The following is a 15,890-nucleotide window of genomic DNA, read 5'->3' as shown; positions in this document are numbered from 1 at the left end:
TAAGTGCTAGTGATAGAAGGAGAAGGAGGAAGCTAGATTGAGACTGAGCAATTTCAAGACGGTTGCTTTATCGGTTATGGTTCTTGGTTTGATTGCAGGCTGCTCCTCGCAGCAAACCGGTCAGGCCGGAAGAATGGGCATGTCCCAGCGTGCCGTTCCGGTTGAAGTGAAGAAAGCAGCCACAGAAGATTTTGGCATTAAGCTTTCTCTCAGCGGGCGTCTGGAAGCGACCCAGCAAGTAAGTGTCACTCCGAAAGCATCGGGACGGGTGAAACAGATCCACGTGAACATCGGGGATCAGGTCAAAGCGGGACAGCCGTTGGTGACGCTGGACGAGCAAGAAGCCGGCATCCAGCTGCAGCGCTCCCAGGCATCTCTGTTATCCGCACAGGCGAGATATGCCGAGGTCTTGGAGGGTACGCCTGAAGAGACGGTGCAGCAGACACAAAATACGCTCGCAGAAATGCAGAACAAGTATAACGCTGCGAAAAAAGAATTGGAACGGACCGAAGCGCTCTACAAGGAAGGCGCTATTTCTGTTGCAGAGTATGAGCAGGCAAAAGACGCGCTGGTGAGTGCAACCACGAGTCTGGAAAACCAAAAGCAAAAGCTGAAAACGGACCAAAAAGGTCCAACCAAGGCTGAGTTGGATTCCGCGACGGCTACTTTGAAACAGGCACAGGCTGATTATCAGCTGGCGCAGCTGGATGCGAGCAATCTGGTGGTCAAGGCACCGATCGATGGCATCGTCGGAACATTGCCGATCACGGTGGGCAGCAACATTTCCACCAGTACGGAAGTGACGACATTAATCAATCTGTCCACGATGAAAGTGAAAACGCAGGCGACCGAGTCCCAAGTCGGCATGTTCAAGAATGGGCAAACGGTCGAGGTCAACATTCCATCTGCCAATGTAAACACAAAAGGAACCATTACCTCGGTCAGTCCATTGGCCGACGATACGAAATCCTATCCGATCGAGATCCAGATCCCGAATCCCGATCTTACCTTAAAAGTAGGCATGATTGCTTCTGTAGAGATGACAGGAGAACTACATAAAGCGTTGGTCGTACCGCGTGAGGCGGTCATATCCAAAAACAAGGAAAACTACGTGTTTGTTGTTGAGCAGGAAAAAGCGAAGCAGGTGCAGGTGGAGCTTGGTGAATCTGATGGTGAAAAGGTAGAGGTGCTAAAAGGATTGGCGGGTTCGGAATCCGTTGTCGTAAAAGGCCAGAATACGCTCTCTGACGGCGCTACTGTCACCGTGATCGATCCGAATCAACCAGTAAATACCCAGGGCCAAAAAGGCAAGCGCCAGCAAAACGGTCAAGGAAATGGCCAGCAGCAAGGGCAAGGACAAGGACAAGGCAATCAGGGACAAGGCAACCAAGGGCAAGGCAATCCAGGGGCAGGCGGCCAACAGCAACAGCCTCAAGCCAGCACACAAGGGTAGGTGAACCCCATGCATATTTCTGATCGTGCCATTCGTCGCCCCGTAACCGTGATGATGGGTGTCCTCATTGTGATCATCTTGGGGGTCATCTCGCTTAACCGGATTCCGATCGACTTGTATCCGGATATAGAAATTCCGACGCTCGCAGTGTCCGCCAGCTACTCGGGTGTCGGTCCTGAGGAAATGGAGAATCTGGTGACCAAGCCGCTCGAACAGGCGGTTTCTACGGTCGCAGGCATCAAATATGTGCGATCCACCTCGCGGGAAGGCTCGTCACAAGTCATTGTCGAGTTTGATTATGGCGCCGATCTGGACAAAGCGCTGACGGATATTACGCAAAAGGTGGAGCGGGCCAAACGCTCTCTGCCTGATGATGTCGACTCTCCAACCGTCATGCAGTTTGACCCGAACAGTACGCCGGTACTCACGATGGCGATCTCCTCCAGCATGGGGGCGGATCAGCTGCGCACGCTGGTGGAAGACCAGATCGTTCCGTTTCTGGAACGGGTAAACGGCGTCGCTTCGGTGACCGTATCCGGCGGTTTAGAACGAGAAGTGAAAATTTTGATCGACAAAAGCAAGCTGGAGCAATATGGACTCACTCTTGCCAATATCAATCAGCAGCTGAATAACCAGAACAATGACGCTGCAGGAGGAACGATCTCCGAGGGCGGAACGTCGTACACAGTCCGCTCCATCGGGAAATTTAAATCCATCGATGACATTCGCAAAGTATCCATCCCCCTCCAGGATGGGCAGATCTTCCTGGAAGACATTGCGGTCATCACGGATGGCTATAAGGATGTTTCCATTGAAAGCACGATGGATGGGAATCCGACGGTCACCTTGACGATCATGAAGCAATCCGGAACCAATACAGTCGCGGTAGTCGATGGCATCAATGAAGAAATGGAAAATATCAAAAAGAACCTGACTTCCGATATTGCCGTCATGAACATTTCCGACCAATCGGAATATATCCGCCAATCGATCAACACCTTGGTGCATGATACCCTGATCGGGGGCGTGCTCGCCATCCTGATCATCTGGATCTTTTTGCGCAGCGTCAGCAATACCTTGATCATCGGGACGGCGATTCCGATTTCCGTCATCGCGACCTTTGCGTTGATGTTCTTTACGGATATGTCCATCAATACGATGAGTTTGGGCGGTTTGACGCTCGGGATCGGGATGATCGTGGATGACGCGATCGTTGTCCTGGAGAATATCCACCGCCACCGCGAGACCGGTCTGCCAATCAGAGAGGCAGCGGTCAAAGGGACAAAAGAAGTGGCGATGCCGGTTATTGCAGCTACCTTGACGACCGTAGCCGTATTCTTCCCGATTGTCTTTGTGGAAGGGGTAACGGCACAGCTCTTTAAAGACTTGGGAATTACCGTATCCTTTGCCCTGTTGGCATCCTTGGTCGTATCGCTGACCGTGACCCCGATGCTGACGGCAAAGTGGACACCGGCTCATGTGAAGCATACGGCTGAGCATCTGGAGAAAAAGGAGAGCAAGCTGCTGGCCTTTTATCGCAGCGTGCTGGCATGGTCACTCGGCCATCGTAAATCCGTCGTGGCGATCGGCTTGGCAACCCTCGTAGCAGGGGTAGGGCTTGTGCCGTTTATCGGTTCGGAGCTCATGCCATCGGGAGATCAGGGACAAGTGAATATCTCCATCTCCCTGCCAAATGGTACCGAACTGGAGAAGACGAGAGAAGTGCTTACCAAAGCCAACGAGATTGTCTCCCAGGTACCGGAAGTCGAAACGATTTTCGCAAGCTTGGGATCCGGGAATGCGACACGCGGCAATAACGCTTCGACGAACCAGGCATCGTTTTTGCTGATCTTGAAGGATGAGTCGCAGCGTGATCGAACAACGGCTGAAGTCGTAGAAGATTTGCGCACCCAGCTGAATCGTTTTCCGGGAGCGCGCTTGCGGGTAAGTGAAACAGGCGGCATGATGATGCCAGGTCTGGGCGGCGGCGGTCAAAACGCGCAGGGCGGTTCATCCCCGATTTCCTTTGCGATCCGTGGTAACGACGCGGATACGTTGAAGGATGTGGCTGAGCGGCTGACTGCGGCGATCAGTGAGGTTGAAGGCGTACGGGAAGCCGATAATACGCTGGAGGAATCCCGTCCGGAAATCCAGGTCGTGCTCGATCGGGTGAAAGCAGCCGCGCTTGGAGTTACCCAATCCTCTTTGTCTAGCGCCATTCAGACAGAGCTGAGAGATCAGGTAGCCACCAAGATCGAGCGTGATGGTACAGAGATCGATGTCACCGTGACGTATGAAAAAGAGCAAGAACCAAGCATGCAGGATATTGAGAATCTGACGATGACCACCTCCAAAGGGGAAGTCGTGCAGGTAAAAGACGTGGCCACAGTCGCGCTGGCCAGCGGTCCGCAAACCATCCAACGCTACAATCAAGCCCGGGTAGTCAACGTGACGGCAAGTACAGCGTCTAACGTCGATCTGGGAACCGTAACGGATAGGATTAATCAAGTCGTCGCCAATTTTGCCACTCCGCCCGGCTATGTGATTGAGCAGCAGGGGCAAAACCAGCAAATGGATGAAACGACCAGCAGCATGATCGTGGCGTTTGTCCTGGCGATTGTGCTGGTGTACATCATCCTGGCAGCGCAATTTGAATCGATGATTTATCCATTGTCGATCATGCTGTCCGTACCGCTGTCGTTCTTCGGGGCAAGCTTCAGCTTGTTCATCACGGGACGCACCTTGAGCATCCCGGCCTATATCGGGATTATCCTGCTGGCAGGGATCGTGGTGCGCAATGCGATCGTGCTGGTTGACTTCATCAACATCCTGCGCCGTGATGGTATGGACCGTACCGAGTCTATCCTGCTCGCAGGCCCGACTCGTCTTCGTCCGATTTTGATGACGACGTTATGTACGGTACTCGGTCTCTTGCCGCTTGGCTTGGGGCTGGGGGAAGGCGGAGAAAGCCAGGCGCCGATGGCCACTGTAGTGATTGGCGGCTTGCTGTTCTCGACCTTGCTGACGCTGGTTGTCATTCCAGTCGTATACACCATCTTGGATGATTTCGCGCTGCGCTTCCAGCGTCTGACGCGATTCTTCAAGCCAAATCGCAAGCTGAAAACAGCGAGTCTGGAAGAATAGACGTGTATAATAGAAGAAAATAGAACCAGGAAGCTCGGCAGCCGCTGAGCTTCCTTTCCACTATATGAAAGAGGGAAGAGCATGCGCATTCTGACGGTAGAAGATGAACGTTCACTGCTCCAAGCCATATCTGCAGTACTGACCGATGAAGGCTATCAGGTGGATTGTGCAGACCGGGGGGACGAGGGACTCCTCTTGGCGGAGCGGGGAATCTATGATTTGCTTGTGTTGGATATCATGATGCCGGGCTTGGACGGGCTTTCCTTGGTAAGGAAATTGCGGGCGAAAGGCGTCATGACGCCTGTCTTGTTTCTCACCGCGAAGGATAGCGTGGAAGCGAGAGTCGAAGGACTGGATGCCGGAGCCGATGATTATCTGGTGAAGCCTTTTGCTGTAGAGGAGCTGCTTGCCCGGACCAGAGCGATTTTGCGCCGCAATGGGAAGATTGGCATGGAGGGGGAGCTCTCCTACGGTCCGATCTCCGTAAAAACGAATGAGCATGACGGGTATGTGGACGCCCATCCGCTCAAGCTGACGACCAAGGAATACGATTTGCTCACGTACTTTTTGCATAATAAAGAGCAAATTCTGACGCGTGACCAGATTTTCGACCGCGTATGGGGGATCGATTCGGATGCCAACTACGGCATCGTGGACCTGTATGTCCATTATTTGCGCAAAAAATTGGCCGATCACGGCTACGACAATTTTATCCGGACGGTACGCAATGTCGGGTATATCCTGAAGGGGCAATAGGAACATGTTCAAGAAAACCCGCATTCGCCTGGTGACCCTGAATGTCTTGGTATTTGTGCTCCTGCTCAATGGGCTGGGGTGTGCACTATATTTCACGATTCAGTTTCGCCTGCTGAATCAAGTCGACCGCGAGCTGCTGAACGTCGCCACGCGGATGGCAAATAGTCCTTTTCCTTATTTGCGGCTGGAGAAACGAAGATGGTCCGATGAAGACTGGCGGATGGTCACCATATTGCGGGATCGGCGCGGGGAGATCGTCGGCAAGGAGATTGAAGAATACCTCGATCTGGAGGTCCTGCGGCTGCTGGACAAAGTGGATGGCATGAAGGAAGGCATCGAGACAGTCAATTTTCATGAGCAGACCTACCGGGTCGTGACGCTGCCGACCGATAAACGGGTAGAGCGCCCGGGAGGAGATATTGCGATCAGGCAGATCCAGCTGGTCTATAACTTTGAGCCGGAAACGAAGATGCTGGACACCCTGCTCTATGTGCTGGCGGCCGGGGGCGTGGTCAGTGTTCTGATCGCCGTCATAGCGGGTCTATTCCTGGCAAAGCGGGCGTTGATCCCGATCCAGCGTTCGTGGGAAAAGCAGCAGCAATTCATCGCCGATGCCTCCCATGAATTGCGGACGCCGCTCTCGGTCATTTTGTTGAATTTGGAGCGGTTGTTCCGCAATCCCGACCATACCATTGAACAGGAAAGCGAGCCGATCATGGTCAGTATGCAGGAAACCAAGCGGCTCAACAAGCTGGTGGCTGATCTGCTTACCTTGGCGCGATCCGATTCCAATGAGATCCAGATCCTGCGCCAGCGCATCAGTGTCGATGAAATTGTGCAAAAAAGCGTGCAATCCTTCCGACCGCTTGCTGGGATGAAAGGGATCGAGATCGAGACGCATATCGAACAGGCATTGGAGACGATGGGAGACCCTGAGCGCCTCCATCAGCTGATGATCATCCTGCTGGACAATGCCTTGAAATATAACGAAGAGCAGGGGAAAATCCATGTAGCCTGCCAGCGAGACGGAAATTGGGTCTCTATCGTCGTCAAAGATACCGGGATCGGCATTTCCAGAGAAGAGCTGCCATTCATCTTTGATCGATTCTATCGCGGGGATAAAATGCGCTCCCGCAGCAAGGACGGGACGGGATTGGGGCTTTCTATCGCCAAGTGGATCGTGGATGCCCACGGCGGAAAAATTCGTGTAGAGAGCGAAGAGGGCAAAGGAAGCAGCTTTACCATCACGCTGCCGTTCAAAACGAAGGAAGCAGCCTGACAGCATGGGCAAGCAAGCCGGATTCCCGTGACACCAGTGGGGATCCGGCTTGCTGTGTTCTTCCACTTGCATCATGCGAACGTTTTCCTTCATTATAAGGAATACAGAGACTTCGGCAAAAGGAGGGGGAGCGACGGCCATGTATAAACTATTGCTTGTAGACGATGAAGCCGACGTACGCGAAGGCTTGATGCAAGAAATCGATTGGGAGGAAGAGGGGTTTGAGGTCGTCGGAACAGCCGAAAACGGAAAAGAAGCATTAGAGCTGATCGAAAAATATATGCCGGACGTTGTGGTCACGGATATTAAAATGCCTTTCATGGATGGCATGCAGCTGTCCGAGGCGGTTCGCAAGCAATATCCGACGACCAAAATCATTATCCTGACCGGCTTCGATGAATTTGAATATGCGCAAAAGGCGATCAAGCTCCACATCGACGAATACGTACTGAAGCCATTTTCGACCAAAGATCTGCTGCAGGCTGTCGGGAAGGTAAAAGGAAAGATAGCCGAAGAGATCGCGGAAAAAGAGAACATCCAAGCTTTGCAGGAGCATTATCGGGAAAGCTTGCCTGTCCTGCGGGAGGTATTTCTCGTTTCGCTGATCAACCGCGTGCTGCCCGAAAACGAAATCAGGGAGAAGGCCAGCAACTATCAGATTGATTTGGATGGAAAGCATTATTTACTATGTACGATCAGTATGGATCACCCGGGTGAGCATGCTCGTTTCTCACCGACGAATGAAAAAGAGCTGCTGCTGTTTGCGATTTTGAATATCACGGAAGAAGTGATCAATCGCGATCACCGTGCGATCGTCTTTATCCATCAGGATCGGGTCGTGATTCTCATGACATTCTCCGAGGATAACCAGCAGGACCTGTTGGGGAATACGTTGCCCGCGCTGGAGGAAATCCGGCTGAGCGTAGAAAAGTACCTGCGGCAAACGGTCACAGTCGGTGTTGGAACCTTGCGCAGCGAGCTCACCGAGATTCCGTATTCCTATGAAGATGCCATCTCGGCCCTCGATTATCGCTTGATTCTCGGGAATAATCGCATTATTTGCATCGATGACGTCGAGGAGCGTTCGGAAGATCAGCTCCGCTTTGATGAGCTCAAGGAGCAGGCCTTGGTACGCTGCTTGAAAGTGGGAACGCTTTCAGAGTTGAAGGAGATCGTGGAAGAGCTGTGCAGCAACATCGCCCACGCACATGTCTCGATCAAGGATTGTCAGATCTACCTGCTGGAAATCCTGACGGCCATCCTGAAGGTAGCGAAGAGTGCCAACCTGAATGTAGATGAGATTTTGGGCAGCAGCGTGCATTTGTTTGCGGAAATCAATAAGTTCCACACGCTGCAGGAGGCATCGGATTGGATTATCGGTGTGTGTACCAAGATTATGAACAGTATCGCCAATGAGCGCCAGTCTTCGTACAAGCATCTGGTGGAAAAGGCGATTGCCTACACCAAGGAGCATTTTCACGAGAGCGACATCTCGATCAACAAGGTGTGCAGCCACCTGCATATCAGCACAGGCTATTTCAGCAGCATTTTCAAGAAAGAAACCAAGATGACGTTTGTCAGCTACTTGATGCAAATCCGTATGGAGGCTGCCAAGGAGTATTTGCGGACGACCGATTTGAAAGCGTTTGAGATCGCTGAAAAGGTAGGGTATGCCGATCCCAACTATTTTAGCTTTTCGTTCCGCAAGATGTGCGGCATGTCGCCCAAAGAGTACAAAAACAGCGCTCGAGGGGAATAAATGAAAAAGCAGATACGCGCATTCATCGACCAGTTGAAGATCAAAAGCATCCAATTCATCATTACGGCTTCCTTTACCCTTGTCACTTTATTGGTGATGCTCTTTGTGGGTGTGATGCTGTACAGCAAATTCTCCGAGACATCCGAAGAAAACGCCATCTTGAATACCCAGCAGATGATCGAGCAGGTTCATTACAATCTGGAGGATTACCTGGCCAGCATGACCGGACTGTTCGAGCTGGTAGATGATAAGATCCATCAGTCGAAGCAATTTCCTGATGGGAATCTGACCAAGCAGCTGGAAATGATCCTCGAGACACGAGAGGACATCGTCTCGATGGCGGTGTTCAGCAAATATGGGGAGCTGCTGGCGGTTGTTCCGCAAGCGGATATGCGGCGCAATACGCGGTTGACGGAGCAAAGCTGGTTCCAATCGGCCCGCAGAGACCCCTATGATATTTCTTTCTCCTTGCCGCATATCGAAAACCTGTTTAAAGGGCCGTATACATGGGTGGTTTCCATGAGCAGGGGAACAACCATTGCACAGGGCGGGGAAAAGGCCGATGCCGTATTGTTGGTCGATGTCAATTTCAAAAAGCTGGACAACCTGTTCCAGCGGGTCAGCTTGGGGAAAAAGGGGTATGTCTATATCATCGATCTGGCCGGCAATATCGTATACCACCCCCAGCAGCCCATGATCTATGCAGGATTGAAAAATGAAAATCGCTCCATCGCCCTGCAAAATTCGTATGGCAGCTATGTGGATGAATCCACCGGGGAGAGACGGCTCATCACGATCAAGACGGTCGAGCATATCGGCTGGAAAATTGTCGGGGTCTCCTACATGGATGAGATCGCAACGACCAAGCAGGAGATCAGCGGCTTCATGTTTTGGCTCCTGGTGTTTGTGATTGTAACGGTTCTGTTTCTGCTGACGTATATTTCCGCCCGCATTTCCCGTCCGATCAAGATGCTGGAGAAATCGATGGAAAAAGTGGAGCGGGGAGATTTTACCGTCAACCTTTCCATTAAGGGCAGCCATGAGGTCGAACAGCTGTCGCGGCGGTTCAATGTGATGGTGAAAAGGGTCAGGGAGCTGATGGATCAGGTCATCTTGGAGCAGGAGCAGAAGCGCAAAAATGAACTGGAAGTGCTGCAGGCCCAGATCAATCCGCATTTTCTGTACAATACGCTGAATTCGGTGGTACGTATGGTGGGGATTGGGAAGAACGAGGAAGTCATCACGATGATTACGTCGTTATCCCGACTCTTCCGCATCAGCCTGAGCAGGGGGAAAAATATTATTTCCGTGCAGGAGGAGCTGGAGCATGTCCGTCACTACCTGATCATTCAAAAGATGCGATATAAAAATCAGTTCGAGTATGCGATTGATGCGCAGGAAGAGGTACTTCGCTGCAAGACCTTGAAGCTGATTTTGCAGCCGATCGTGGAAAACGCCATTTACCACGGGATTGAAAAGATGGCCGACCCCGGTATGATCTGGATCAAGGTGGAGAAGATCGACGACAACCTTCTGTTTCAAATCCGCGATAATGGCCTCGGCATGCCCGAACACGTCAGGGCGAACATTCTCACGGGTCAGTATAAAAGCGAGGACGGCTCGGGTGTTGGCACCCGCAATGTGCATGAACGAATCCAGCTGTTTTTCGGCACGGAATACGGACTGGAGATCGAAAGCGAACTGGAGAACGGCACGAATGTGAAAATCTGGCTTCCTGTGCTGAAGGATGAGGAGTAGGGGGGATGAGCATGAAAAGAACGACCCTGGCAGGCGGGTTGGTCCTCCTGCTCTTGACCATCATGGTAGCTGTCAGCTCATGTACAGTCGCGACCGATGATGCGGATAAGAAAAAGAACGTGGCGTTGATTGTCAAAATGAAGCACGGTGACTACTGGAATACCGTCAAAATGGCGGCGGAAGTGGCTGCCAAGGAGTTTGACGTCAATTTGAACTTCTATGCGCCCGATTATGAAGAGGATATTCTGGGGCAGGTGGAATTGATCAAACAAGCGATTCAGGATGGAACGGATGCGATTGTGCTTGCGCCAAGCGACCCGATGGCGTTGGAAACGGCCGCACAGCCTCGGGTGGGCAAAAGTATTCCCGTTATCATCATCGACTCGGAGATGGAGTCGGCCAAGGCGAAAAGCTTCATCGGCACCGACCAGTACGACTCCGGGCTAAAGGCGGGAGAACGGCTGGCGCAGCTTGTAGGAGAGTCAGGCAAGGTAGCGATTTTAAGCTATGTGACAAAAGCGGGGAATGCGGAGCACCGGGAGAAAGGTCTGCTTGAAGCGCTCCGCCGCCACCCGGGGATTACGATCGTGGCAAAGGAATATACGGCTTCGGATAAACAGTTGGCCAGTGATTTGACGAGCCAGCTCATCACGGAACATCCTGATCTGGACGGCATCGCCGCGCTGAATGCCACGCTTTCTCTTGGCGCAGCGGAGGAGATTGATAGAAGGGGCTTGGCAGGCAGCGTGCGGATCGTGGCCATTGACAGCCCATCAGAGGTTCTTTCCTATATTCAGGAGGGCGTGATACAGGCGACCATTACCCAACAGCCGTTCACCATGGGCTATCTGGGTGTAAAGCATGCGGTTGATTCCTTGCGGGGAGTACAGGTGCCTGCCCGCGTGGACACCGGTACCAAGGTCATTGATTTGGAAAATATGTTCTGGTCGGAAAATCAAAAGCTGCTGTTTCCGTTTGTGAAATAGTTTCCAAGGGATAATTATATTAATAAAAATTAGTTTATCTATATCGTGAGAAAGGGAAATCATCTTTATGCTTGATTTATGACAACTCTTAAAAGGAAAGAAGGCATAAGGACGATGCGGTTCAGTATTCGATTAAAACTTGCAGGTTGCCTATTATTGACCGGTATCATTTATATAGCAGCCTGTCTCATGGGTGTCATATTTATGGGGAATGTCGGTGAAAAAACAGAGGAGATCCAGAACGTCTGGGTACCCAATCTTGCTATTCTCGGGAAAATTAATGGACAAGTCGTCGACACCGAACGCTTGGTGCTGCGGATATTGTCCGAGCCGAAGCAGACCGAGAGAGATAGATTAACGACAGAAGTTAACGACACACTTGCGTCTCTTGAAAGCAATTTGAAAACCTATACGGCCAACGCCGTCACTGCGGAGGAAAAGCAAAAAATACAAGAATTCGAAGCGAAGTGGGGGGAATTTACTCAGCAAATCCCGCCCATTTTGAGCGCTATCAGCGCCAACAATCAATCGCAGGCATTGGATCAGTTTATGAAAGCTCATCCCATTTACCGAGAAGCCGATGATAAGATCGACGAATTGATTGAGACCAATAAAAAAGGTTCGGACGAGGCAACAGCAAGATCAATGGAATTAGTCCAATCAGGCCGAAGCCAATCAATCACGTTGATCATAGCGGCAGCCCTGATCGCCTTGGCGATCGGGAGTCTTGTATCACGAGCAATCGTCATTCCCATTCGAAAACTGGCGGTGCAAATCAAAACCGTTTCAGATGGGGATCTTACCGTGCAACCGCTCATCATCAAAAACAAGGATGAAATCGGGGACTTGGCCAATGCTTGCAACAAAATGGTCGGCGATCTGAAAAGCATTGTCAGCCAAGTGAAGGATGCCTCGATGCAGGTGGCTTCATCGTCTGAAGAGTTGACCGCCAGCGCAGAGGAAAGCGCACATGTCACAGAAAAAATCAATCTGGCCATGCAGCAATCTGCGGAAGGAATGGGTATGCAATTGCAAAAGGTAACCGAGGTTACTGATTATATTCAGCAGCTTTCCGCAGGCACCCAAAAAATTGCGGGCAATGGCGATGAAATGTCTATGCTGGCAGATACGGCATCCCGGGCATCCGAGAGTGGGATCAATGCGGTCAGTGAATTGATTGGGCAGATTGACAAGATCAATCGGGCGGCATTGGATACCGGCACCGCGATCAACACGCTGGGAGAAAGCTCTAAAGAGATCGGAAGCATCGTCAATCTGATCACAGATATCGCGAACCAGACCAATTTGCTGGCGCTGAACGCAGCGATTGAAGCGGCGCGTGCAGGGGAGCACGGACGCGGCTTTGCCGTCGTAGCTGATGAGGTACGCAAGCTTGCCGAGCAGTCTGCGGCTTCGGCACAGCAAATCGCGGGCTTGATTCAAGTGATTCAAAAAGAAGTGGAAAATGCCATGCAGTCCGGCGAGCAAAGCGCTCATGAAATTCAAGAAGGCCTGGGGAAAACACAGGAGGCAAGCCGTTCCTTTGCATTTGTTCAGGATGCAATCGCAAGCCTTACGTCGAAAGTGAAGGAAGTTTCGAAAGCGGTGGACCGCCTGAATGAAGGCAGCCAGCTTGTCGTCAAAGCAACCGATGAGGTCGCAGGGATGGTTTCCGAAGTGGGAAGTGCCAGCCAGCAAAATGCGGCGGCAACCGAGGAACAGCTTGCCATGATGGAGGAAATCGCCTCTTCCTCCAATGACCTTTCGCGCTTGGCGGAAGAGCTGCAGTCGACGTTAACAAAGTTTAAAGTATAGGAGAAAGGATCGAGAAAAGTGAGACGCCAGCCCTATCGGCCGGCGTCTTTTTTCTTAAATAAGGACAGTTGATAGGTAAATTCTCACATGATGAGAATTTTTATATTTTTGCTCGGAATATTCAATTACGAATTTTGCTGAAATCGCTTACATTAAATGTGTGACATAACACTTTTTTAAAGAGTCCAAAGGGGGATTCAATCGTGAAAAAGATCGTTTCGACCACTCTTATTGCCGCACTGGCTTTGTCCATCGTAGGATGCTCTAGCTCTGGTGGCGGCACTCAGTCTGGTGCAGGTGGAGGAGCAACTGGAGGCGAAGCTGCCGCTGGTCTTCCAAAAATCGGTGTAGCCATTTACAAATTTGACGATACTTTCATGACTGGCGTACGCAACGCGATTTCTGATGCTGCAAACGGGAAGGCAGAGGTTGACATCGTAGACAGCCAAAACTCCCAACCAACACAAAACGACAAGGTTGACCTGTTCATCACCAAGAAAGTGAATGCGCTTGCAATCAACCCGGTTGACCGTACGGCTGCTGGCGTCATCATCGACAAAGCGAAAACCGCAAACATTCCGGTTGTGTTCCTGAACCGTGAACCAATGCCGGAAGATATGCAAAAATACGACAAAGTGTACTACGTAGGGGCGAAAGCGGAAGAATCCGGAACCATGTCCGGTGAGCTGATCGTGGACTACTGGAAAGCACACCCAGAAGCTGACAAAAACAAAGACGGCGTACTGCAATACGTGATGCTGAAAGGTGAGCCAGGCCACCAAGACGCTGAGCTGCGCACCAAGTTCTCCGTAAAAGCGATTGAAGACGCTGGCATCAAAGTAGAAAAAGTAGCGGAAGACACTGCAATGTGGGATCGCGTAAAAGGCCAAGAGAAAATGGCAGCTTTCCTTGCTTCCTCCGGAGACAAGATCGAAGCGGTACTGGCTAACAACGACGATATGGCCCTCGGCGCGATCGAAGCGCTGAAAGCGGCTGGCTACTTTAAAGACGGCAAATACGTTCCGGTAGTAGGGGTTGACGCGACTGCTCCAGCTCTGAAAGAACTGGAAGCGGGCACACTCTTGGGTACAGTATTGAACGATGCGAAAAACCAAGGGAAAGCAACATTGGAAATCGCTGCAGTATTGGCAAAAGGTGAAACGCCAACCAAAGAAAACACTGGTTTCGATATCACTGACGGCAAATACGTATGGATTTCTTACAAAAAAATCACCAAGGATAACATGGCTGACGCGCAATAAGCCTACCATCTGACAGGCTTGCCAAGTGGCTTAAACCAGCAAGGGAGCAAACTTACACTGCTAACGTTGCTCCCTTGCTTTTACTTATTATGTGGGGATAACCCAGGCTCAGCCGTCGCCTAGTATTGACCTGTAGGAGGCGTTACGATGACTCAACATGAATTTTTATTGGAAATGAATAACATTTCTAAGGAATTCCCCGGAGTGAAGGCGCTCGACGGCGTGACCCTGAAGGTTCGTCCCGGTACCGTTCATGCGCTGATGGGGGAGAATGGCGCAGGAAAATCGACATTGATGAAATGTCTCTTTGGCATTTACAAGCCTGACGAGGGCGAAATTTTGATCAATGGCCAAAAAGTTGAGATTCAAAATTCGAAAGATGCGTTGAACAACGGGGTCTCCATGATCCACCAGGAGCTCCATCCAGTACCGTTTCGCAATGTAATGGAAAACATCTGGCTCGGCCGTTTTCCGGAAAGAAAGTTTGGTCCGATTTCCTTTGTGAATCATAAGAAAATGCTTGAGGATACACAAAAGCTGTTTGCAGACTTGAACATGGATCTGAATCCACATGACATTGTGAGAGATCTGTCTGTTTCCAAAATCCAATCGATTGAAATAGCGAAGGCTGTCTCCTTCCATTCCAAGATCATCGTCATGGACGAACCTACCTCCTCCTTGACCGGAAATGAAGTAGAGCAGCTGTTTACGATCATAAATGAGCTGAGAAGCCGCGGCGTTTCCATCATCTATATCTCCCACAAGATGGAGGAAATCCTCCGCATCTCGGACGAAGTGACCATCATGCGCGACGGTAAATACATCGGGACATGGGCGGCGAAAGAGCTGACCACCGACCTGATCATTTCCCGAATGGTAGGACGCGATTTGACCCAACGTTTCCCTCCGCGCAGCAATGTGCCGGGTGAGGATATTTTACAGGTGGAAGGGCTGACCTCGCCATTCCCGAACTCCTTCAAGAATGTCTCCTTCAATCTTCGCAAAGGGGAAATTCTCGGGGTCGGCGGACTGGTCGGGGCGCAGCGTACAGAGGTTATCGAGGCGCTGTTCGGATTGCGCTCGGTCGCTTCCGGAACCATCTCTATCAATGGCAAAAAGGTGAAAATCAAGTCGCCGACTGATGCGAAAAAGCACAAGATCGCACTGTTAACGGAAGAGCGTCGCGTAACAGGGATCTTCCCTGTACTGAACATCTTGGAAAATACGGTCATCGCGAATCAGAAGCGCTACGAGACACCTTATGGACTGCTTAACAGTAAAAAGCAAAGAGAAGAAACCGTCCAATATATCGAGATGCTGCGGACGAAAACACCTTCGTGGAAGACGCTGATCAAGAACCTGTCCGGGGGGAACCAGCAAAAGGTCCTGTTGGCGAGATGGCTGCTCACTGAACCGGATATTCTCCTGCTCGATGAGCCAACCCGAGGCATTGACGTAGGCGCCAAATATGAAATCTATTCCATTATTGCTGACCTGGCCAAGCAAGGCAAAAGCATCATCATGATCTCTTCGGAAATGCCGGAATTGCTCGGCATGTCCGACCGAATCATGGTGATGTGCGAAGGGAAAATGGCAGGTATCGTCGATGGCAAAGACGCGACAGAACAAGAAATCATGCGCCTTGCTACTAAGTATCTGGTTTAGGAGGAGAGAAAAA

At 51.1% G+C, this 15,890-nt stretch carries 10 protein-coding genes; all 10 read left to right on the top strand.

Going from position 1 to position 15,890, the window contains the following annotated elements; genetic code table 11:
• Positions 1-37: 37 nt before the first annotated feature.
• The 10 genes from EIZ37_RS20050 (at position 38) to EIZ37_RS20005 (ending at position 15,877) form a co-directional block, all read left to right on the top strand.
• Entirely contained in the window at positions 38-1,453 is a 1,416-nt protein-coding gene (locus EIZ37_RS20050) for an efflux RND transporter periplasmic adaptor subunit (protein WP_134686546.1), read from the top strand.
• A gap of 9 nt (positions 1,454-1,462) precedes the next feature.
• Positions 1,463-4,597 carry an efflux RND transporter permease subunit gene (locus tag EIZ37_RS20045; protein ID WP_134686545.1) on the top strand — a complete coding sequence of 1,045 codons (3,135 nt, stop codon included), beginning with the start codon at positions 1,463-1,465 and terminating at the stop codon, positions 4,595-4,597.
• A gap of 81 nt (positions 4,598-4,678) precedes the next feature.
• Complete coding sequence (locus EIZ37_RS20040) at positions 4,679-5,353, top strand: response regulator transcription factor (RefSeq protein WP_134686544.1); 675 nt, start codon at positions 4,679-4,681, stop codon at positions 5,351-5,353.
• Positions 5,354-5,357: 4 nt separating this feature from the next.
• A complete protein-coding gene (locus tag EIZ37_RS20035; RefSeq protein WP_134686543.1) occupies positions 5,358-6,632 on the top strand; it encodes a sensor histidine kinase in 1,275 nt (424 codons plus the stop codon).
• 139 nt (positions 6,633-6,771) lie between these two features.
• The gene (locus EIZ37_RS20030; RefSeq protein WP_134686542.1) at positions 6,772-8,391 is read left to right on the top strand and encodes a response regulator transcription factor; all 1,620 of its coding nucleotides are present in this window, start codon (positions 6,772-6,774) and stop codon (positions 8,389-8,391) included.
• Positions 8,392-10,149 carry a sensor histidine kinase gene (locus EIZ37_RS20025; protein ID WP_134686541.1) on the top strand — a complete coding sequence of 586 codons (1,758 nt, stop codon included), beginning with the start codon at positions 8,392-8,394 and terminating at the stop codon, positions 10,147-10,149.
• 11 nt (positions 10,150-10,160) lie between these two features.
• On the top strand, positions 10,161-11,135 hold the full coding sequence (locus EIZ37_RS20020; RefSeq protein ID WP_235828118.1) for a substrate-binding domain-containing protein: 975 nt from the start codon (positions 10,161-10,163) through the stop codon (positions 11,133-11,135).
• Between the two features lie 78 nt (positions 11,136-11,213).
• Positions 11,214-12,950: a methyl-accepting chemotaxis protein gene (locus EIZ37_RS20015; RefSeq protein WP_134686539.1), complete on the top strand. Its 1,737-nt coding sequence runs from the start codon at positions 11,214-11,216 to the stop codon at positions 12,948-12,950.
• A gap of 203 nt (positions 12,951-13,153) precedes the next feature.
• The gene (locus tag EIZ37_RS20010; protein ID WP_134686538.1) at positions 13,154-14,212 is read left to right on the top strand and encodes a galactose ABC transporter substrate-binding protein; all 1,059 of its coding nucleotides are present in this window, start codon (positions 13,154-13,156) and stop codon (positions 14,210-14,212) included.
• Positions 14,213-14,359: 147 nt separating this feature from the next.
• Positions 14,360-15,877, top strand: coding sequence for a sugar ABC transporter ATP-binding protein (locus tag EIZ37_RS20005; protein ID WP_134686537.1), 1,518 nt, complete (start codon positions 14,360-14,362; stop codon positions 15,875-15,877).
• The last annotated feature ends 13 nt before the right edge of the window (positions 15,878-15,890 follow it).

The sequence above is a fragment of the Brevibacillus migulae genome, from assembly GCF_004521915.1.
Taxonomy (GTDB): Bacteria; Bacillota; Bacilli; order Brevibacillales; family Brevibacillaceae; genus Brevibacillus_F; species Brevibacillus_F migulae.
Note: the sequence above shows the minus strand (reverse complement) of the source record. Positions and strands in the feature narration are given on the sequence as shown.